This is a genomic window from Dactylosporangium salmoneum (assembly GCF_039532525.1).
In the GTDB taxonomy this organism is placed as follows: Bacteria; Actinomycetota; Actinomycetes; order Mycobacteriales; family Micromonosporaceae; genus Dactylosporangium; species Dactylosporangium salmoneum.
This window is the reverse complement of the sequence record NZ_BAAARV010000058.1, coordinates 150378-171005: the sequence shown is the minus strand read 5'-3', so window position 1 is coordinate 171005 and position 20628 is coordinate 150378. Positions and strand designations below refer to the sequence as shown.

Below are 20628 nucleotides of genomic sequence, written 5' to 3'. Positions count from 1 at the left end.
TAGGACACATTCCCTGCCGTGACCCTCGGGATTGCGACGTCGCAGGCACGATCAGTTAACGCGGGCGCAACGAGCGGGGCCTAGCATCGGCCGCTATCGACGCCGGGAGAGCCGCTGTGACCGAACCGATCCTGGTCGTGGATGTAGGGTCCTGGGCCCTGTCCGCCGCCGTCGTACTACCCGATCAGCTGCACCCGGTCCGCGAGCCGGTGACCGGCGCCACCCGCTGGCCGGGCAGCGCCACCCTGGTGACGGGCGGTGGCCGCCCCCGCCTCGCCGTGGGGATGGCCGCCGAGCAGGCCAGGGACCAACACCCGCGGCAGTACGTCGACGGCGTCCGCCGCGCGATCGACGCCAACGCCCCGATCTGGCTCGGCGACCAGCTCGTCAACGGCGTGGAGCTGGTCGACACCGCGCTGGAGGCGATCATCGGCGAGGCCAGACGGGTCTACGGCCCGATCGGGCGTCTCGTGCTGACGGCCCCGGCGGGGTACCGCACCCACGATCCCCGCCGCGAGGCGCTCGTCGCCGCCGCCTCCATGGCCGGCTTCCCCGACGCCGAGATCGTCGTCGACGCGTCGGCCGCGGTGCTCGACCCGATGACGCTGCTGGAGGTGCCCGAGGGCGGCCACGTGCTGGTCTGCGACCTGGGCGCGACGTGGACCGCCACGCTGGCGCAGATCCAGCGCGGCCGCCCGGTGCCGCTGAGCCAGGAGAGCTCCGGCAGCGGCCGCGACATCGACGTGATGCTCGCCGCCGACCTCCGGGCCACGCTGGCCGAGTGGGTGGAGCCGGCGTTCGCGGCCGGCGGCGACACGAGCGTGCGGGCCAACCTGCACGCCCTCGACATCGTGCGCCGGCTGAAGCACCGGCTGGCCGACGTGCCGGAGGCGGCCGACGAGGTGGAGGCGGGCGTTCCGCCGTACCGCATGGATCGCCGCCTCCTCGACCAGCTCACGGAGCCGGCCACGCGCTGGCTGATCGCCAGCTGCCGGGCCGTCATCGCCCGCGCGGGCCTGGTCCCGGGCGACGTCACCGCGGTGCTCCTGGTCGGCGGCGCGGCCCGGCTGCCCGGCATCGGCGCGGCGCTGCACGGCGGCATCGGCCGCCCCGTCACCCGGCCGGCCGACCCCGAGCTCGCCGTGCTGCGCGGCGCCGCCGCCTGGGCGCGGGCGCGCTTGGCCCGGACGGTGTTGGCCGACCCCCCGTCGTGGCGGGTCGAGCCGCTGTCGTGGACCATCCCGGGCGGCCGCGGGCGGCTGGTGCGGTGGCTGGTGAAGGAGGGTGAGGGGTACCGCCGCGGCACACCCATCGCGCAGGTGCGCACCTCCGACGACCAGGTGTACGACCTGGCCGCCGGCGGCGCCGAGGGCGTCCTGCTCGAACAGCGCGTCGCCGTCGGCGACGTCGTCGTCTCCGGCGCCGTGGCCGCGCACGCCCGCCTGGAGCCCGCCTCCGCCGAGCGCTTCCAGCTGGCCAAGCGCCACCACCTGCGGGTCGCCGGCGACTGGCTGCTCATGCCCGACCGCCGGATGCTGGTCGAGTGCGCGCGCACCGGCGAGTACGTCAAGGTCCGCCACATCGACTCCGGCGCTCTCGTCACCGAGCTGCGCCCCGGCCGCGGCGCCGGTCGCGCCCAGGTCGCCCTGGGCCCGGGCCACCAGCTCTCCCTCGTCACCTGGGACGCCGACGGCCACTTCGCCGTCTGGGACGTGCTCGCGGGCCGCATCACGACGACCTTCTCGGACGTGCACAAGCCGGATGCGGTACTGCTGAACGAGTCCGAATGGCGCCTCGTCACCACCGGCGAGGGCGCGGCGAGCGTCGGGCGCTACCGCCGGGACGTGGCCACGGTGTGGGACCTGGCCACGGGCGCCCGCATCGACCGGGTGGTGGGCGAGGACCTGCCGAGGCGGTTCGCGGGCTACGCGGAGTCCTCCCGCGCGGACGCGTTCGCCGCCGAGATGGAGAGCCCGGACGGCCGGCTGCGCGCCGCCGCGCTGGACGGCGCCCTCTCCGTGCGCGACCTGGAGACCGAGGCCGAGGTGTTCCGGACCGACCTGCCGCCGGGGCGGCGGGTGAGCACGGCGTTCTGCCACGAGGGGCGGCACCTGCTGGCCCGCACCACGGACGACGAGGGCACCTGGGTCGACGTCTGGGAAGTGCTCCAGGCCGCGTAAATACGATAAGTCGGGCGCTGGCGCGCCACGACTTATCGGACTTATACCCCGTCAGGTTATAAGTTCGAAATGTCGCGGCGCGGCAGCACCCGACATTTCGCGCAAAACGGGAGTCAGGCGGTCAGGGCGGCCGCGCGTGAGGGCCAGTCGCCGCCGCGCGGGATCAGGGCGACCACGCGCGAGTCGTCCTCGCGGCGGTCCAGCCGGACCTCCAGGTGCTCGTCGCTGAGCTGCTCGACCAGCCCCTCGCCCCACTCCACCAGCGTGACCGAGTCCTCCAGCGTGGCGTCCAGGTCCAGCGCGTCCACCTCGCCGATCGGGTCCTTCACGTTGCCCAGGCGGTAGGCGTCCACGTGGACCATGGACAGCCGCCCGCCACGGGAGAGGTCGGGCTTGTGCACCCGGGCGATCACGAAGGTCGGCGAGGTGATGTCGCCGCGCACGTGCAGGCCGGCCCCCACGCCCTGGGCCAGCGCGGTCTTGCCGGCGCCGAGCGGGCCGGTCAGGACGACCAGATCGCCGGCCCGCAGTACCTCGGCCAGGGCCTGTCCGAACGCGCGGGTGTGCTCAACGGTCGACAGGATTCGCGTCACGGCAGCACCTTCGTCAAGAAACTGTCCATCGCCTCGTTGACCTCGTCGGCGTGCTCCAGCAGCACGACGTGGCCGCCGTCGGCCACCACAACCAGCTCGGCCTCGGGCAGGACAGACGTTATCTCGTACGTGTGGGCCAGCGGCGTCAACACGTCCTTGTCGCCGCAGACCAGCAGGACGGGCACGTCGCGCAGCGGGCCGAGGACCAGCAGGCGCGCGTGGGTGTAGAGGGTGCGCAGGTACCGCGCGATCACCTCCGTCGACGTGGTCGAGTTCATCTGCTCGACGTACGACACCAGGGCCGGGCTGGGGCGGGAGGTGCCGAAGCCGTAGCGGCGGGTCAGCAGCCAGGCCAGGTCGGTGGAGGCGCGGCGGGCGCGGTCGATCACGGCCGAGCTGATCGGGCCGGCGAAGCCGACGACCGGCATCAGCGGGCGGCGGAAGCGGGCCACCACCTCGGGGAAGCCGAAGGTGACCTGGTCGAGCTTGCCGGCCGAGGTGGAGATGAGCACGGCGGCGTCGACCCGGGACTCGAAGAGCTCCGGGACCTGCTCGGCCAGCGCCATGATCGTCATGCCGCCCATCGAGTGGCCGACGAGGACGACGGGGCCGGTCGGGGTGGTGGCGGCGAGCACGGCGCGCAGGCCGGCGCCGAGGGAGTCCAGGGTGTACTCCCCCTTCTTGAGCTTGCCCGAGCGGCCGTGGCCCGGCTGGTCGTAGAAGACCATGCGGTGCTTGCCCTGGAAGTACTTGCGCTGGAAGTGGAATGTGCCCATATCCAGGCAGAAGCCGTGCACGAACACCAGCGTCGGGCCGGGTCCGTCGACGACCTCCACGTGCAGGTCGATGCCCTCCTCGGTGGTCACCGTGAGCTGCTCGTCGCTGTCCCAGACGCCGAACTCCTCCTCGGCGTAGGGGTCGTCGGCCTGCTTCGACCGGCGCACGAGGTAACGCTCGGTGGCCACCCCGGCGGCGACGCCGGCCGCCGCCAGACCCACGACCGCGCCGATGATGCCGGCCGTTCGCTTCCGGCTGCCGCTCTTCGCCACCTCGGTACCCATGCCCAGAGCCTAATCGGTCGTTACCCGCGAGTTAAGATCGCGACCGCTTCGCGCAGGTGGAAGGCCACATCGGCGGCGGTCACCGGGCCCCGCTCGGCGGCCAGGCGGCCGGCCAGGCCGTGCGCGTAGGCGGCGGCGATGGCCGCGAGCTCCGCCGGCAGGCCCCCGGCCAGCAGCGAGCCCAGCAGGCCGGCCAGCACGTCGCCGGTGCCGCCGGTGGCCAGGACCGCGGTGCCGGTCGGGTTGACGAAGACCCGGCCGTCGGGGGTGGCGACGATGGTGCGGTCGCCCTTGAGCAGCACGACCGCGTCCATCCGGGCGGCCAGGCCGGTCGCGGCGGCCACCCGGTCGTCGCCCGGCGCGCCGCCGGCGAGGCGCTGGAACTCCCCGTCGTGCGGGGTCACCACGGTCGGCGCGTCGCGCTCGCGGAACCGGTCGGCCATCGGGGCGTTGGCCAGCAGGGTCAGGCCGTCGGCGTCGATCACCGCAGGCACCGGGGTGCCGAGGACGGCCCGCAGCTCGCCGTAGGCGCGCTCGTCGGTGCCGAGGCCGCTGCCGCAGACCCAGGCCTGGACCCGCCCGGCGTCGGCGACCCGCTCGGTGGCCACGACCGGCGGGTGCTGGAAGCGCACGGCGTCGGCCGCGCCGCCGGCGTAGCGGACCAGGCCCGACGGGCCCGCCGTCGCGCCGCCGACGGAGAGCACGGCCGCGCCGGGGTACTTCGCCGACCCGGTGGCCAGCCCGACGACGCCGCGGGAGTACTTGTTGTCGTTCGCCCGGGGCCGCGGCCACCACGCGGCGAGGTCCGCGGCGTCGGGCACATACAGGGCCGGGTCGCCGTCGAGGTGTGCTTCGAGGCCGATGTCGACGAGCTCGACGATCCCCGCGTGTACCGCACCGGCCCCGACCAGCAGCCCCGGCTTGAGAACACCGAAGGTCACCGTGACGTCGGCGTGGATGGCCATGCCGGTCACCGCCCCGGTGTCGGCGTCGACCCCGGACGGCACGTCGACCGCGATCACGGGCGCGGCCCGCAGCAGGTCGGCCAGGTCGGCGACGTGGGCCGCGGCCGGCTCGCGCAGCCCGCCCTTCCCGCCGATGCCGAGGATGCCGTCGACGACCAGGTCGGCCGGGCCCGGACGGCCCTCCCCGGCGACCAGCAGGCGCCCGCCGGCCGCGTGGAAGGCCTCGGCGGCGGGCCGGTGCACCCGCTCGGGGTCGAACAGCAGCGCGTCCACCCTCGCGCCCCGGCGGGCCAGCCGCGCGCCCGCGTAGAGCGCGTCGCCGCCGTTGCCGCCGGAGCCGACGAGGAGCAGGACGCGGCTGCCGTACACCCGGGGGAGGCTGTCGGCGCAGCGCCGGGCCAGTCCCGCGGCGGCGCGCTGCATGAGCGCGCCGTCGGGAAGGGTCTTCATGACGGACGCTTCGGCCGCGCGCACCTGCGCGACCCGCCAGGCTGCTCTCACAGGAACAACCCTGTCACACGTGCCTTACTCGACGGTGACGGACTTGGCCAGGTTGCGCGGCTGGTCCACGTCGTGGCCGCGGGCCGAGGCGATCTCGCAGGCCAGGACCTGCAGCGGAACCGTGGTGACCAGCGGCGCGAGCAGCGTGGGGGTGACCGGGACGTAGAAGAGGTGATCGGCGTACGGCTTGACCGCCTCGTCGCCCTCCTCCGCGATCACGATCGTGCGGGCGCCGCGGGCGCGGACCTCCTGGATGTTGGAGACGACCTTGTCGTGCAGCACGCCGCGGCCGCGGGGCGAGGGCACCACGCAGACGACCGGCGTGCCGTGGTCGATGAGCGCGATCGGGCCGTGCTTGAGCTCGCCGGCGGCGAAGCCCTCGGCGTGCATGTACGCGAGCTCCTTGAGCTTCAGGGCGCCCTCCAGGGCCACCGGGTAGCTCACGTGCCGGCCGATGAACAGCACGCTCTTGGCCTCGGCCAGGTCACGGGCCAGCTCCCGGATCGGCTCCATCATCGACAGGACCTGCTCGACCTTGGCCGGCATCTCCTGCAGCTGGGCGACGACGGCGGCGACCTCGTCGGCGTACTTCACCCCGCGCACCTGCGCGAGGTGCAGCCCGACGAGGTAGCAGGCCACGAGCTGGGTGAGGAACGCCTTGGTGGACGCGACCGCGATCTCCGGCCCGGCGTGCGTGTAGAGCACGGCGTCGGACTCGCGCGGGATGGTGGAGCCGTTGGTGTTGCAGATCGCCAGGACCCGGGCCTTCTGCTCCTTGGCGTGGCGCAGGGCCATCAGGGTGTCCATCGTCTCGCCGGACTGGGAGATGGCCACGACCAGCGTCGAGCGGTCGAGCACCGGGTCGCGGTAACGGAACTCGCTGGCCAGCTCCACCTCGCACGGGATGCGGGTCCAGTGCTCGATGGCGTACTTCGCCACCATGCCCGAGTGGTAGGCGGTGCCGCAGGCCACGATGAACACCTTGTCGACGTCGCGCAGGTCCTGGTCGGACAGGCGGACCTCGTCGAGCATCAGGTCGCCGTGCTCGTTGAGCCGGCCCAGCAGCGTCTCGGCGACCGCGTGCGGCTGCTCGGCGATCTCCTTGAGCATGAAGTAGTCGTAGCCGCCCTTCTCGGCGGCGGAGGCGTCCCAGTCGATGTGGAACGTCTTGCCCTCGGCGGCGTTGCCCTCGAAGTCGGAGATGACGATCGCGTCGCCGCTGATCAGCACGACCTGGTCCTGGCCGAGCTCGACCGCCTCGCGGGTGTGCTCTATGAACGCGGACACGTCGCTGGCCAGGTAGTTCTCGCCCACGCCGCGGCCGACCACCAGCGGGGAGTTGCGCCGGGCGCCGACCACCACGCCGGGGGCCTGCACGTCGACGGCGAGCAGGGTGAAGGCGCCCTCCAGGCGGCGGCACACGGCCCGCATGGCGTCGGCCAGCCGCTCGCCGGGCGTGTCCCCGACGGCGCCCTGCAGCGCCTGGGCGAGCAGGTGCGCGGCGCACTCGGTGTCGGTGTCGCTGGCGAACTCGACGCCGGCCGCCTCGAGCTCGGCCCGCAGCCGGGCGAAGTTCTCGATGATCCCGTTGTGGATCACCGCGACCCGGCCGTCGAACGAGCGGTGCGGGTGGGCGTTGCGGTCGGTGGGGCCGCCGTGGGTGGCCCAGCGGGTGTGCCCGATGCCGGTCGTCCCGGCGCCGAGGGCGGCGTTGCCCTCGTCGGCGAGGGCCTTCTCGAGGTTGGCGAGCTTGCCGGCCCGCTTGGTGGTGAGCAGCTCGGTGCCGACGATGGCGACGCCGGCGGAGTCGTAGCCGCGGTACTCCAGCCGCCGCAGCCCGTCCAGCACGATGTTCAAGGCCGGCCGGGCGCCGGCGTACCCCACGATTCCGCACATGCCCCGTACCGTAGCAGAAAATCGAGCATTGCCCGTGCTCGAAACTGTCGTCTCCGAGCACAGACAATGCTCACGAATGGGCGACGCTCAAACGGCCTGTTACCCAAAGCAAACCCGATAAGTCGGGCACTTCGTGCCGCGACTTATCGGACTTATACCCTGACAGGAGAAATATCCGAAAAATCCTGATGCCGCCAGGCATCGGGATTTTTCGTCGCAAATCAGCGCGCGACGCCGCAAATCAGTGCGACGCCGCAAATCAGTGCGACGCCGCAAATCAGTGCGACGCCGTAGATCGGCGCGACGCCGTAGATCGGCGCGACGCCGTAGACCGGCGCAACGCCGTAGACCGGCGCAACGCCGTAGATCGGCGCAACGCCGTAGATCGGCGCAACGCCGCGAATCAGCTCAACGACGAGCGAATCTGCGCCCCGCCGTCGACCACGAGCGTCTGGCCCGTCATCCAGCGCGCACCGGGACCGGCCAGGAAGGTGATGACATCGGCGATGTCGTCCGGCTCGCCGATGCGCCCCAGCGGCAGCTTCTCCCGGAGGTACTCCTCGTTGTTCTCCCACAGCCCCCGCGCAAGGTGCGTGCGCACGATGCCGGGCGCGACGGCGTTCACCCGCACCGCCGGGGCCAGCTCGGCGCCCATCTGGCGGGTCAGGTGGATCACGGCGGCCTTGGTGGCGTTGTAGTAGCCGATGCCGGGCTCGGTCAGTACCCCGCCGACGGAGGCGACGTTGACGATGGCGCCGCCCCGGGCCGACATGGAGGCCTTCCACACCAGCTGGCTCCAGAGCACCACGCCGAACTGGTTGAGCCGGACCGTCTTCTCCGCCCGGACCGGGTCGATGTCCATGAGCGGGCCGAAGTACGGGTTGGTGCCGGCGTTGTTGACCAGCACGTCGATCGCGCCGAAGCGCTGCATCGCGGCGTTGACGACCTCGGCGGCCTGGTCGGGCTCGGCCGCGTGCGCGGCGTGGGTGAGCACGCCGACGCCGGGGAACTGGGCGGAGATCTCCGCCGCGACCTCGTTCAGCGTTTCGATCTTGCGCGAGGTCAGCACGACGTTGCAGCCTTCGGCGGCGAAGGCCATGGCGCTCGCCTTGCCGATGCCGCGGGAGGCGCCGGTGACGATGACGGTGTGGGCATTGGTCATGCCGCGCAGGTTACTACTGAGTAGGTGAGACCGTCCTCACGACGTGAGCAATCCGCTCGGCCGCATCGCGGGCGGTCTCCTGCGTGCCGGCCTCGACCATGACCCGGACCAGCTGCTCCGTGCCGGAGGGACGCAGCAGCACCCGGCCGGCCCCGCCGAGCTCGGCCTCGACCTGCTTGGCCGCGTCGAGCACCTGCGGGGAGCGAGCGGCCGCGGCGCGGTCCAGCACCGGGACGTTGATCATCACCTGGGGCAGCCGGTGTACCACGCCGGCGAGCTCCTTGAGACCCTTGCCCGTCTGCTCCATGCGCCCCATGACGTGCAGGGCGGTCAGCAGCCCGTCGCCGGTGGTAGCGAAGGCCGGCATCACGATGTGCCCGCTCTGCTCGCCGCCGAGCGCGAGGCCCTTGGCCCGCAGCTCCTCCAGGACGTACCGGTCGCCGACCTTGGTCTCCAGCAGCCGGATGCCGGCCTCGGCCATCGCCAGCTTGAGGCCCAGGTTGCTCATCACGGTGGCGACGAGGGTGTCCTCCGTCAGCAGGCCGGCCTCGCGCATGCCGACCGCCAGGATGGCCATGATCTGGTCGCCGTCGACCTCGGTGCCGTCGGCGGCCACCGCGATGCACCGGTCGGCGTCACCGTCGTGGGCGATGCCCAGGTCGGCGCCGTGCTCGACGACGGCCGCGCACAGCTGGGCGATGTGGTTGGAGCCGCAGTCCTCGTTGATGTTGAGGCCGTCGGGGTCCGCGTTGATCGCGATGACCGAGGCGCCGGCCCGGCGGTAGGCCTCGGGCGCGGCGGAGGAGGCGGCGCCGTTGGCGCAGTCGACGACGACCTTGAGCTCGGCCAGCGGGCTGGGCAGCGAGGTCAGCAGGTGCCGGACGTAGCGGTCCTCGCCGTCGGCGTAGTCGGTGACCCGGCCGATCCCGGCGCCGGTCGGGCGGCGCTGGGTGCCGTTGTCCATGAGGCGCTCGATCTCGTCCTCGACCTCGTCGGGCAGCTTGTGCCCGCCCGCGGCGAAGAGCTTGATCCCGTTGTCCGGCATCGGGTTGTGCGACGCCGAGAGCATCACGCCGATGTCGGCGCCGAGGACGCCGGTGAGGTACGCGACGGCCGGCGTCGGCAGCACGCCGACCCGGACCACGTTGGCCCCGGCGCTGGTGAGGCCGGCCACCACGGCCGCCTCGAGCATCTCGCCACTGGCCCGCGGGTCGCGGCCGACGACGGCGACCGGCGCGTGCGAGTGGTCGTGCTCGAACAGCGCCTGGGCGGCCGCGATGGCGACCGCCATGGCCAGCTCAGGAGTCAGGTCGGCGTTGGCTCGCCCGCGGACTCCGTCGGTGCCGAAGAGTCGCCCCATTGCGTACCTCCCATGGTTGTACCTCGCGCACAGCGAAAATCGGCCGGGCGCGCACCTCCAGGGTGGCACCCGGCCGACAGGCTTCGTTAGCGCTTCGAGTACTGCGGGGCCTTGCGGGCCTTCTTGAGGCCGTACTTCTTGCGCTCGGTGGCACGCGCGTCCCGGGTCAGGAAGCCGGCCTTCTTGAGCGCGGCGCGGTCGTCCCCGTCGTTCTCGACCAGGGCCCGGGCGATGGCGAGCCGCAGCGCGCCGGCCTGGCCGGTGGTGCCGCCGCCCCGGAGGTTGGCGAAGACGTCGAACGCCTCGGCCTTCTCGGCGATCACCAGCGGCTCCTTGACGGACTGCTGGTGCACCTTGCTCGGGAAGTAGTTCTCGAGCTCACGGCCGTTGAGCAGGAACTTGCCGGTGCCGGGAACCAGGCGGACCCGGACGATGGCCTCCTTGCGGCGGCCGACGGTCTGGATCGGCTGGCCGGCGCGGCGGGAGCGGGTCGGCGCCGTGGCCGTGGCCGTGGCCGTGGCCGTAGCGGTGGCGGTGGTCGCGGCGGGGGCCTCGACGGTCGCGACAGCGGCCGGCGTCGGGGCGGCGATGGTCTCGTCGGTCACGCTCAGTCCTTCGTCCGCGCTCACTGCGCGATCTGCTTGATCTCGAACGGCTGGGGCTGCTGGGCCAGGTGCGGGTGCTCAGCGCCCGCGTAGACCTTCAGCTTGCGGATCTGGCGCGCACCGAGGCGGTTGTGCGGGAGCATGCCCTTGACGGCCAGCTCGATCGCCCGCTCGGGGTTCTTGGTCAGCAGCTCCTCGTAGCCGACCCTCTTCAGGCCGCCCGGGTAACCAGAGTGACGGTACGCCACCTTGGTCTGCCGCTTGTTGCCGGTCAGCGCCACCTTGCCGGCGTTGATCACGATGACGAAGTCGCCGGTGTCCACGTGCGGGGCGAACGTCGGCTTGTGCTTGCCGCGCAGCAGCGTCGCAGCGTGCGTGGCCAAGCGGCCGAGCACCACGTCGGTGGCGTCGATGACGTGCCACACGCGCTCGATCTCACCCGGCTTCGGGCTGTACGTACCCACAGGTCTACCTTGTCTTCCGCGTCGTCGGTCTTGGGGTGCGCTCTCGATGGGGGCGCCGGGACGCACGACCATCCAGCGTACCCGGACGATGGGGACGCCTTGTCATCGCACAACAGCAGTCCACGATACTCGGCGTCCCCGAAGACCACAAAATCGGGTCCCTGCGCCCACCCCGTTCAGACGCTGGGCAGGCGCTTCGCCGAGTTGCGCAGGTAAACCAGCCAGGTGACCCCGAAGCACAGCGCATAGAAGGCAATGAAGGCGATGTAGGCCCCGTCGCCGGTCTTGTACTCCAGGAACGACTGCCGGAAGGCCAGATTGACCAGCACCCCGCCGGCCGCGCCGATCGCACCCGCCACGCCGATGAGCGCGGTCGCCAGGCGCCGGGCCTCCCGCTCGTCGGAGGGGAACTTGGCCTTGAAGATCGCCGGGATCATCTTGTACGTCGACCCGTTGCCCACCCCGCTGAAGAGGAACAGCAGCACGAAGCCGGTCACGAACAGTGGCAGGGAGTGCTCGCGGGAGGCGACCAGGACGACGCCGGCGCCGCCCGCCATGGCCACGAAGTTCCAGAAGGTGATCTTGGCGCCGCCGAAGCGGTCGGCCAGCATGCCGCCGATCGGGCGGATCAGCGAGCCGAGCAGCGGGCCGAGGAAGGTCAGGTAGGCCGCCTTGACCGGGGTGGAGAAGTCGGCCTTGAACTGCACCTGCAGGACCTGCCCGAAGGCGAAGCCGAAGCCGATGAAGGAGCCGAACGTGCCGATGTACAGCAGGGACATGATCCAGGCGTGACCGTCCTTGACGACGTCGCGCATGGCCCGCTTGTCGTTGGACGCGTGCGTCAGGTTGTCCATGTAGAGGGCGGCGAGCAGCGCTGCGACGACGATCAGCGGCAGGTAGATCAGCACGATGAGCCGCGGGTGGGCGGCCCCGGCGGTGGCCAGCACGAGCAGGCCGACGAGCTGCACCGCGGCCACGCCGATGTTCCCGCCGCCGGCGTTGACGCCCAGCGCCCAGCCCTTGAGCCGCTGCGGGTAGAAGGCGTTGATGTTCGCCATCGACGAGGCGAAGTTGCCGCCGCCGACGCCGGCCACCGCGGCCGCGACCAGCAGGGTGGCGAACGAGACGCCGGGCTTCAGCACGATCCCGGCGAAGACGGTCGGGACGAGCAGCATCAGGGCGCTGAAGATCGTCCAGTTGCGCCCGCCGAAGGTGGCCACGGCGAAGGTGTAGGGCAGCCGCAGCACCGCCCCGACCAGCGTGGGCGCCGAGGTCAGCAGGAACTTCTGGGCCGGGTCGAGCCCGTAGGCGGGGCCCAGGAAGAGCACGAAGACCGACCAGAGGCTCCAGATCGAGAAGCCGATGTGCTCGGAGAGGATCGACACGATCAGGTTGCGCCGGGCGATCTTCGCCCCGGTGGCCGCCCAGAACCGCGGGTCCTCCGGGTGCCAGTCGTCGATCCATCGGCCGCGGCGCGGCCCGGGCTGAAGCTGGGGTTCTTCCACGGCAGTCGTCATGAGCGTGGAAGTTATGGATGGCCTGTTTCCGGCCGTCGCGCCGAAGTTTTCAAAGCCGAAACAATTCCCCACGGCGGCGGATCCCCCGTTGTGAGGACCCGCCGCCGCAGAGCAGCGTTACGAGGACTTCTTGAAGGTCCAGGTGCCGGCGTCGGGGCCGCCCGCGGGCGGGGAGAGCTTCAGCGTGTTGCCGCTGCAGTTGTACTGGCTCTTCTTCAGGACCGGCTGGGCGTCCACGGCGCCGCCGGTGTCGGTGGTCCCGCTGCCGGTGAACTCGGTGATCGGCATCTTGTCGGCCACCGTGACCGCGGCGGGGGCGGTCAGGTTGACGGTCACCGTGAGGGTGCCGAAGTCGACCGTGCCCGTGGGCTCCAGCGTGCCGGTCGCCCCCGACGGGGTCTTGATCGCGCCGTTGACCTTGCCGCCGTACGAGAAGCTGCCCTTCACGTCGTTGCCGGACACGGCGAAGGTGAAGGTCACCGGCTGCATCGAGCCGAAGTCGACCTGCGTCTTGCCGGCCGAGTCGATCGTCAGCAGCGTGCCGCCGCCGCCCGAGAAGTTGCCGTTCACCGGGCCGCTCAGGCTGCCTGTGAGCCCGTCGGCCTTCCAGGTGCCGACGAGGCAGGTCGCCGCGCTTCCCTGGCCCCCGCCGGTGGTGCCGCCGGTGCTGCCGCCATTCGTCCCGCCGGACGCGCCGGCCGAGGGGCCGGCACCGTTCGTAGCGGTACCGCTGGCTCCTGCCGAGGTGGCGGCCCCGGGGGTGGAGTTGTCGCCGCATCCCGCGAGCCCGATGCTGAACACCGCAACGGCCGCGATCGCGACCTTGCCGGTCGTGCGCATCTGCTTCCTCCTTGCTGCTCCATAGGGGTCCATGGTTGTTTACCCCGCCGCGAACCGTCGCCACCCTACCGTGACAAGATCTGGCACGCCTGGCGCCCACCATCCGGGATTGCATCGACGATTATCGACGTCAATTCCACCACGGAACGGTAACGGGCCGCCCAAGGGGCGTGTGAGGCGCTCTTAGCAGGCGTGAAACATTCGGGACCCTGGAGCGAAACCGCCCTTCGGCAGCCTTTTGGCCATGTTCGAAGCGGTCGCGGCGCGCAGGCCATCCACCAGACGGCCCCTCTTGTCGTACGAAACGGCATCGCAACGTCGCCGTCACGCTCGCGTTACCGGGGGGCACGCGTGAGCGACTCACGTTCTTCGATGAAGGCCGTCGTCGTCGGGCACGGCATGGTGGGCCACCGCTTCGTGGAGGCACTGCATTCCCGGGACCCCGGCGGGCGGTGGCAGGTCACGGTGCTCGCCGAGGAGGGAAGGTCGGCCTACGACCGGGTGCGGCTTTCGGCGTACTTCGACGGCGTCTCCGCCGACGAGCTGACCTACGCCGTGCCCGAGGGCGTTGACCTGCGCCTCGGCGAGCCGGTGACCGCGATCGACCGGGCGGCCCGCAAGGTGCGCACCGACCGCGGGGTGTACGAGTACGACGCCCTGGTCCTGGCCACCGGCTCGTCCGCCTTCGTGCCGCCGATCAGCGGGGTCGACCAGGCGGGCGTCTTCGTCTACCGCACCCTGGACGACCTGGAGGCCATCCGCGCCCACGCGAAGGGTCGCGAGGTCGGCGCCGTCATCGGTGGCGGCCTGCTCGGCCTGGAGGCGGCCAACGCGCTGCGCCTGCTGGGCCTGCGCACACACGTGATCGAGTTCGCGCCGCGGCTCATGCCGGTCCAGGTCGACGAGGCCGGCGGGGCGGTGCTGCGCCGCTACGTCGAGGACCTGGGCGTGCGCGTGCACACCGGCGCCGGCACCACCGCGATCCGCCAGACCTCCCCCACCGGCCGCCTGGGCCTCACGCTGTCCGACGGCGCGCACGTGCCGGCCGACGTCGTGGTGGTGGCGGCGGGCATCCGGCCGCGCGACGAACTTGCCCGGGCCGCGGGGCTGGCGACGGGAACGCGCGGCGGGGTGGTGGTCGACGCCGCCTGCCGCACCGAGGACCCCGCGATCTACGCCATCGGCGAGTGCGCCGAGGTCGACGGGCGCTGCTACGGCCTGGTCGCGCCCGGCTACGCCATGGCCGAGGTGGTGGCCGACCGGCTGCTCGGCGGGGCGGCCGAGTTCCCCGGGGCGGACACCTCGACCAAGCTCAAGCTGCTCGGCGTCGACGTCGCCAGCTTCGGGGACGCGCTGGCCACGTCTGAGACGGGCGGCCGTGCCGACCTGCTCGACATCGTCTACCTGGACCCGGCCAACGGGCGGTACGCCAAGCTGGTCCTCTCCGACGACGCCCAGACGCTGCTGGGCGGCATCCTGGTCGGCGACGCGAGCGCCTACCCGACGCTGCGGGCCAGCCTCGGCGGCGCCCTGCCCGGCCACCCGCTCGCCCTGCTGGCCGGCGACGCCCAGGCCGACGTCGCCCTGCCGGCCGACGCCCAGGTCTGCAGCTGCAACGCGGTCACCCAGGGCCAGGTCGTGGCGGCCATCGCCGAGGGCTGCGCGGACGTGCCCGCCCTCAAGGAGTGCACCCGGGCCGGGACGAGCTGCGGGTCCTGCGTACCCCTGCTGAAGCAGATCCTCAAGCAGCAGGGCGTCGCCGCGAGCAAGGCGCTGTGCGAGCACTTCGAGCACTCCCGGGCCGAGCTGTTCGACATCGTGCGCATCCGCGGAATCCGCACGTTCTCGCAGCTCATCGCCGAGCACGGGCGGGGCCACGGCTGCGACGTGTGCAAGCCGACGGTGGCCTCGATCCTCGCGTCGCTGCACAACGACTACATCCTGGAGGGCGAGCAGGCCGCCCTGCAGGACACCAACGACCACTTCCTCGCCAACATCCAGCGCAACGGCACCTACTCGGTGGTCCCGCGCATCCCCGGCGGCGAGGTCACGCCCGAGAAGCTGATCGCGATCGGCGAGGTCGCCCGGGACTTCCAGCTGTACACCAAGATCACCGGCGGCCAGCGCATCGACCTGCTCGGCGCCCGCGTGGAGCAGCTGCCGGCGATCTGGGCCCGGCTGGTCGCGGCCGGGTTCGAGTCCGGGCACGCCTACGGCAAGGCCCTGCGCACCGTGAAGTCCTGCGTCGGCTCGACCTGGTGCCGGTACGGCGTGCAGGACTCCGTCGGGCTGGCGATCGAGCTGGAGATGCGCTACCGCGGCCTGCGCGCCCCCCACAAGCTCAAGTCCGCCGTGTCCGGCTGCGCCCGCGAGTGCGCCGAGGCCCGCGGCAAGGACTTCGGCATCATCGCCACCGAGCAGGGCTGGAACCTCTACGTCGGCGGCAACGGCGGCTTCCGCCCGCGCCACGCCGACCTGCTGGCCGCCGACCTGTCGACCGAGGAGCTCATCCGCGTCGTCGACCGCTTCCTGATGTTCTACATCCGCACCGCCGACCGGCTGCAGCGCACCTCGGCCTGGATCGAGGGCCTCGAGGGCGGACTGGACTACCTGCGCGCCGTGATCGTCGAGGACTCGCTGGGCATCGCCGGGGAGCTCGACGCGCAGATGGCCCACCACGTCTCGTCGTATGCGGACGAGTGGAGGGCCACGGTCGAGGACCCGGGGCGGCTGGCGCGGTTCGTGTCGTTCGTGAACGCCCCCGGCACCCCGGACCCGACGATCTCCTTCGTTTCCGAGCGCGGACAGCCCGTGCCCGTCGTCCTTGGAGCGCGCCCATGAAGTGGATCGTGGTCTGCCCGTACCTCCGGCTCGAGCCGGACCGGGGCGTCGCCGCCCTCGTCGGCGGCGAACAGGTGGCGCTTTTCCGCACCTTCGACGGCGGCCTGCACGCGATCGGCAACGTCGACCCGATCAGCGGGGCGGCGGTGCTCTCGCGCGGGATCGTCGGCAGCAGGGGCGCGCGGGTGGTGGTCGCCTCCCCCATGCACAAGCAGGCCTTCGACCTCGCCACCGGCGAGTGCCTGGACGAGCCGGGGGTGTACGTGCCGGTCTTCCCGGTACGGGTGAGCGACGGCATGGTCGAGATCGGTGATTCCCGGTGAGTGCCGGCAGCACCCTGGAGGCGCGGCCGTCCTCGGGCGAGGACCTGCCGCTGGCCGGGTTCACCGTGGCCGTGACCGCCGACCGGCGCCGCGACGAGCTCAGCGCCCTGCTGGAGCGGCGCGGCGCCCGGGTGGTGCTCGCGCCGGCCCTGCGCATCGTCCCGGTGGCCGACGACACCGAGCTGAAGGCGGCCACCGTGTCGTGCGTCGACGTGGCCCCGGACATCGTCATCGCGACGACGGGCATCGGCCTGCGCGGCTGGCTCGAGGCGGCCGAGGGCTGGGGCCTGGGCGAGGCGCTGCGGGCCCGGCTCGGCGAGGCCCACCTGATCGCCCGGGGTCCCAAGGCCAAGGGCGCGGTCCGGGCCGCCGGCATGATCGAGACCTGGTCCCCGGACACCGAGAGCTGCGACGAGGTCCTCGACCACCTCATCTCGGGCGGCTTCCCGGGCGGGATCGCCGGGCGCCGCATCGCCGTGCAGCTGCACGGCGAGCCCAACCCCGAGTTCACGTCCGCGCTGCGCGACGCCGGCGCGATCGTCGTGGAGATTCCGGTGTACCGCTGGGCGCCCCCGGTCGACCCGGCGCCCCTGCGCCGCCTGGTGGACCTCATCTGCTCGCGCCTGGTCGACTCGGTCACGTTCACGTCGGCCCCTGCCGTCGGCTCCCTGCTGCGGGTGGCCGGCCCGGAGGCGCCCGACGTCCTGGAGGCCCTGCGCACCGACGTGCTCGCCGCCTGCGTGGGCCCCGTGACCGCGGCCCCGCTGCAGCGCCTGGGCGTGCCGGTGGCCGCGCCGGCCCGGGCCCGCCTGGGCGCGCTCGTGCGCATCCTGGTCGACGAGCTGCCCCGGCGCTCGCCGACGCTGCACGTGGCCGGCGCCGCGGTCACCCTCCGTGGCCACGCCGCCATCATCGACGGCACGCTGAAGCCCCTGGCCCCGGGCCCTATGGCGGTGCTGCGCGCGCTGGCCGCCTCCCCGGGCCGGGTCCTGTCCCGGGCCGCGCTGCTGCGCGAGCTCCCGCGCGGCGCGGACGAGCACGCGGTGGAGATGGCCGTGGCCCGCCTGCGTGCCGCCCTGGGCGGCTCGGCCTTCGTGCAGACGGTGGTGAAGCGCGGCTACCGGCTGCGGGTGGACTGACCCCGGCCGGTTACTGCAGGTAGTGCTCGACCTCGTCGACGGAGTGCGCCTCGACCTCGTCGGGCGAGACCCCCTGCAGCTTGGCCGCCCGCCGCCGGCGCAGCAGGTCCCAGAGCTGGTCGAGCTGCTCCTCGATCCCGCGCAGCCGGTCGTGCTCCTCCTGCTCGGTGATCTTGCCGGCCTGCAGCTGGGTCCGGAGCTTGTGCTCCTCGTCCACGAGCCCGGAGATCTGGTGGATCAACGTCTTCTCATCCATGGGATGCATCATCCACCACCGCCCGGCCGCCGGGTCCGGCCCCGGGCGTAGTCCTTCTCCGAGGGTCAGCTCGGCGGCGCGGAGGCCGGCAGGGACGCCGCCGGGGTGGCCTCCGGCTGGATCACCGCGCGGTTCTCGATGATGCCGTTGTCCAGGTACGTCTCGACGATGTCGTACGTGATCTGGTTCGGGTACGGGTCCCCCTGGGCGAAGTTCTGACCGTCGACGCGGGCGATCACGCAGTACGTGATGAAGTGGCCCTTGTAGTTCCAGCCCAGCTGCGTGGGGGCGCGCACCAGGGCGTCGGTGCCGGTGCCGACGCCCACGCTCATGCCCGCGAAGCGGCCCTTCTGGCCGTCGACGATGGGCTTGATGCTGTCGAAGGTCTGCGCGGCCACCTTCTCGCTGGTGACGTTGAAGACGCCGGCCGTGATGAGGTACTCCTGGTTCGGCGACTTCATCGTCGCCCGCACGACCTCCGAGCAGCCCGCGCCGGCCAGCAGCGTGGCCAGTTCCTCGGTCGCGGCGACCTTGCAGTCCGGCGACGCCTTGGTCGCCATGATCACGTACGGCGGCTCGTCCGGCACGGCCACGATGTTGTTGTTCGGGAACACCTCGGCCTCGGTGAGCGGCTTCGGGTCCACGTCGCGGCTGCTGATGTCGCGCCGCTTCGGGCCAGTCGTCGCGCTGGACTTGGCCGAGTCGGGGCCGTTCTTCTCGTCCTTGAAGATGAACCAGGTGCCCATGGCGCAGGCGCCGAGCACCACGAGCACGGCGATCGCGCTCAACAGCGCCACCCAGCGGTGCGGGCGCGGCCCGGGGCGCACGGGGTCGACCACGGCGCGCTGCGGGGTGCCGGGACGGGAGCGGTCCGGGCGGCCGGGCGGGCCGCTCGGCCGGCCGCCGGGAGGCTCGCGCAGGGCGCGGCGGCTGCCGCCGGAGGTGTATTCGCCGGTGTACTCCCCGGTGCCCCGCCGCCGCGAGCCCGACGGCTCGTCGTACGGGTCGTAGGCCATGGCGTCGTCGGGCGCCCGGCGCTGCTGCGGCGGCTCGTCGAGGGCGGGCCGGCGGCGCATCGCCTCTTCGCGGCGGCGCACGCCGCTGTCGTCGCGCCGACCGGCCTCGGTCGCGGGGGCCGCCGACTCGAACGCGGCCCGCGAACGTCGTCCGGTGTCGTCGTAGCCCCGCGGACCGTCGTCGTAGCCGCGCGGGCCGTCGAAGCCGTTGGGGCCCCGGCGTGGGTCGTCGTCGAACGCGGAACCCCTGCGGGGGCCGGTGTCCTCGCCGCGGCGGAACATGGTCGTCTCGCCGGCGTACGGCGCGCGGCCGTTGGCCGGGGCGCCGGGCTCGGCGCCGAAGCCGTCGCCGGTGCGGATGGCGGGCTCGTCCTCGGGCGCCCGCCGCCGGCCACCGCCGGGCGGGGAGCCGAACTGGCCGAGCCGGCTCTCTCCGGTGCGGGGGTCGAAGTCGCCGGTGCGGGGATCGATGTCCCCGGTGCGGGGATCGATGTCGCGGCTGCGGGGGTCGATGTCGCCCGGGCGGCGGCCCAGGTCGCCGGCCCGGTCACCGGAACGCGAGCCGAGGTCCCCGGTCCGCTCGCCGGCGCGCGAGCCGAGGTCGCCGGTCCGCGAGCCCAGCTCTCCCGTGCGGGGGTCGGCGTCGCCCGTGCGGCGCCCGAGGTCGCCGGTGCGGGAGGCCGTGTCGCCGGTGGAGTCCTCGCGACGGCGGCGGCCACCGCCGGCCGCGTCGCCGGTGAAGGCGGCGGGGGTCTCCTCGGCGGCGCGGCGGGCGCGCCGGCCGGCGCCGCTCGTGGGGGACGCGTCCGGCCGCATGTTCGGGAAGATCGGCACCAGCGGCGGCGGGTCGGCCGAGCCGGCCGTCGGGGCGAAGTCGCCCAGCGGCTTGATGATCGGGGTCAGCTCCGGGCCGTGGTCGTACGACTCCGAAGGGCGACGCTCGCCGTCTTCGCGCGCCCGGCGGCGGCCGCGGGGCTCCGCGGGTGGCTGGGCGTCGGCGCCCGAGCGGGCCGCGGGCGGCGCGGTGCGGTCCAGGGCGCCGCCGGGCGAGTCGTCGCCGTTGCGGCCGTACCCACCGTTGGCGGGCGCGCCGAAGCCGCCGCCGGGTGCGTCACCAGGGCGGCCGAACGAGCCGCTCGGGGAGTCGTCGGCGGCGCGCCGGCGACCGGCGGGGGCGTCAAGGTTGGGGCGGCCCGGCGGCGGGGCCGGGGGCAGCCCGGACGGGCCGAAGACGCCGCTGGGCGAGTCGTCGCGACCGCGCCGGCCACCGCGGGACTCACCGGTGCCGTCGCCGCGGCGGGGCCGCTGGATGGCCGTGGTGCGGTCGGCGGCGTCGCCCCGGTCCAGCGGGGGCCGCTCGAAGCTGCCCGACCGATCCGTCGAGGGGGCCCCAGGACGATCGGGGGCGCCGCGGTCGAAGGAGCCCGGGCGCTCCACTGAGGGCGGTCCGGGACGTTCGGGGGCGCCGCGGTCGAAGGAGCCTGGGCGCTCCACTGAGGGCGGCCCGGGGCGGTCGGGGGCGCCGCGGTCGAAGGAGCCCGGCCGCTCCAGCGGGCCCGGGCGGTCGAAGGAGCCCGAGCGCTCCAGGGGGCCTGGGCGGTCGAAGGAGCCCGAGCGCTCCGGGGGGCCTGGGCGGTCGAAGGAGCCGGAGCGGTCGAAGGAGCCAGGGTCCGCGGGCGGGGCCGCGAAGGGGTCTGGTTCGCCCCGGCCACTGCCCCGCAGGCCCGCGAGCCAGTTGTCGGCTTCGTCCGCCTCGTCCCGGCGGAACGAGTCGGATCGCCGCTTCCGGCGCTGCTCGTCCCGAGAAGTCATGTCGCACAGGTTAGCCGACGGTGCCGAGCGTTGGCTTGTCGGCGATGTCCCGCCGGTCCCGAACGGGTGGCCGCCCGGACCGCCCGTCACCTGGGCG

At 73.1% G+C, this 20628-nt stretch carries 16 protein-coding genes; 4 read left to right on the top strand and 12 right to left on the bottom strand.

All coding sequences use genetic code 11. From position 1 onward, the window contains the following. The first annotated feature begins 116 nt into the window (after positions 1–116). Positions 117–2180 carry an Hsp70 family protein gene (locus ABD352_RS30890; protein WP_344616023.1) on the top strand — a complete coding sequence of 688 codons (2064 nt, stop codon included), beginning with the start codon at positions 117–119 and terminating at the stop codon, positions 2178–2180. 113 nt (positions 2181–2293) lie between these two features. Here the strand turns inward: ABD352_RS30890 and tsaE are convergent, their stop codons facing one another. The 10 genes from tsaE to ABD352_RS30840 form a co-directional block, all read right to left on the bottom strand. After that, a complete protein-coding gene (gene tsaE / locus ABD352_RS30885; protein WP_344616022.1) occupies positions 2294–2773 on the bottom strand; it encodes a tRNA (adenosine(37)-N6)-threonylcarbamoyltransferase complex ATPase subunit type 1 TsaE in 480 nt (159 codons plus the stop codon). Then, positions 2770–3834 (bottom strand): alpha/beta fold hydrolase, encoded by a 1065-nt coding sequence (locus ABD352_RS30880; RefSeq protein ID WP_344616021.1) that lies wholly within the window; start codon positions 3832–3834, stop codon positions 2770–2772. Before ABD352_RS30880 ends, tsaE begins: the two co-directional genes overlap by 4 nt. A 20-nt stretch (positions 3835–3854) precedes the next feature. Further along, positions 3855–5300: an NAD(P)H-hydrate dehydratase gene (locus tag ABD352_RS30875; protein WP_344616020.1), complete on the bottom strand. Its 1446-nt coding sequence runs from the start codon at positions 5298–5300 to the stop codon at positions 3855–3857. A gap of 24 nt (positions 5301–5324) precedes the next feature. Further along, positions 5325–7196 (bottom strand): glutamine--fructose-6-phosphate transaminase (isomerizing), encoded by a 1872-nt coding sequence (gene glmS, locus ABD352_RS30870; protein WP_344616019.1) that lies wholly within the window; start codon positions 7194–7196, stop codon positions 5325–5327. 403 nt (positions 7197–7599) lie between these two features. Beyond that, positions 7600–8358, bottom strand: a complete 759-nt coding sequence (locus ABD352_RS30865) for an SDR family oxidoreductase (protein ID WP_344616018.1) — start codon at positions 8356–8358, stop codon at positions 7600–7602. A 13-nt stretch (positions 8359–8371) separates the two neighbouring features. Beyond that, complete coding sequence (gene glmM, locus ABD352_RS30860) at positions 8372–9718, bottom strand: phosphoglucosamine mutase (protein WP_344616017.1); 1347 nt, start codon at positions 9716–9718, stop codon at positions 8372–8374. 86 nt (positions 9719–9804) lie between these two features. Next, entirely contained in the window at positions 9805–10308 is a 504-nt protein-coding gene (rpsI, locus tag ABD352_RS30855; RefSeq protein WP_425553703.1) for a 30S ribosomal protein S9, read from the bottom strand. Between the two features lie 35 nt (positions 10309–10343). Further along, complete coding sequence (gene rplM, locus ABD352_RS30850) at positions 10344–10787, bottom strand: 50S ribosomal protein L13 (RefSeq protein ID WP_344616016.1); 444 nt, start codon at positions 10785–10787, stop codon at positions 10344–10346. A 176-nt stretch (positions 10788–10963) separates the two neighbouring features. Then, positions 10964–12304, bottom strand: a complete 1341-nt coding sequence (locus tag ABD352_RS30845; protein WP_344616015.1) for a nitrate/nitrite transporter — start codon at positions 12302–12304, stop codon at positions 10964–10966. Positions 12305–12421: 117 nt separating this feature from the next. Then, positions 12422–13144, bottom strand: coding sequence for a hypothetical protein (locus tag ABD352_RS30840; protein WP_344616014.1), 723 nt, complete (start codon positions 13142–13144; stop codon positions 12422–12424). Positions 13145–13516: 372 nt separating this feature from the next. Between ABD352_RS30840 and nirB the strand changes: the two genes are divergently transcribed. Genes nirB through ABD352_RS30825 form a run of 3 tightly spaced genes read left to right on the top strand, consistent with a single transcriptional unit; the run spans position 13517 to position 17447 of the window. Then, complete coding sequence (gene nirB / locus ABD352_RS30835) at positions 13517–15985, top strand: nitrite reductase large subunit NirB (protein WP_344616013.1); 2469 nt, start codon at positions 13517–13519, stop codon at positions 15983–15985. After that, positions 15982–16308 (top strand): nitrite reductase small subunit NirD, encoded by a 327-nt coding sequence (gene nirD / locus ABD352_RS30830; protein ID WP_344616012.1) that lies wholly within the window; start codon positions 15982–15984, stop codon positions 16306–16308. Before nirB ends, nirD begins: the two co-directional genes overlap by 4 nt. A gap of 44 nt (positions 16309–16352) precedes the next feature. Then, positions 16353–17447 (top strand): uroporphyrinogen-III synthase, encoded by a 1095-nt coding sequence (locus ABD352_RS30825; RefSeq protein WP_344616053.1) that lies wholly within the window; start codon positions 16353–16355, stop codon positions 17445–17447. Positions 17448–17457: 10 nt separating this feature from the next. On the opposite strand, the gene ABD352_RS30820 is transcribed toward ABD352_RS30825, so the two are convergent. Further along, a complete protein-coding gene (locus tag ABD352_RS30820) occupies positions 17458–17703 on the bottom strand; it encodes a DUF2630 family protein (RefSeq protein WP_344616011.1) in 246 nt (81 codons plus the stop codon). 65 nt (positions 17704–17768) lie between these two features. Next, a complete protein-coding gene (locus tag ABD352_RS30815) occupies positions 17769–20531 on the bottom strand; it encodes a hypothetical protein (protein ID WP_344616010.1) in 2763 nt (920 codons plus the stop codon). Between the last annotated feature and the right edge of the window lie 97 nt (positions 20532–20628).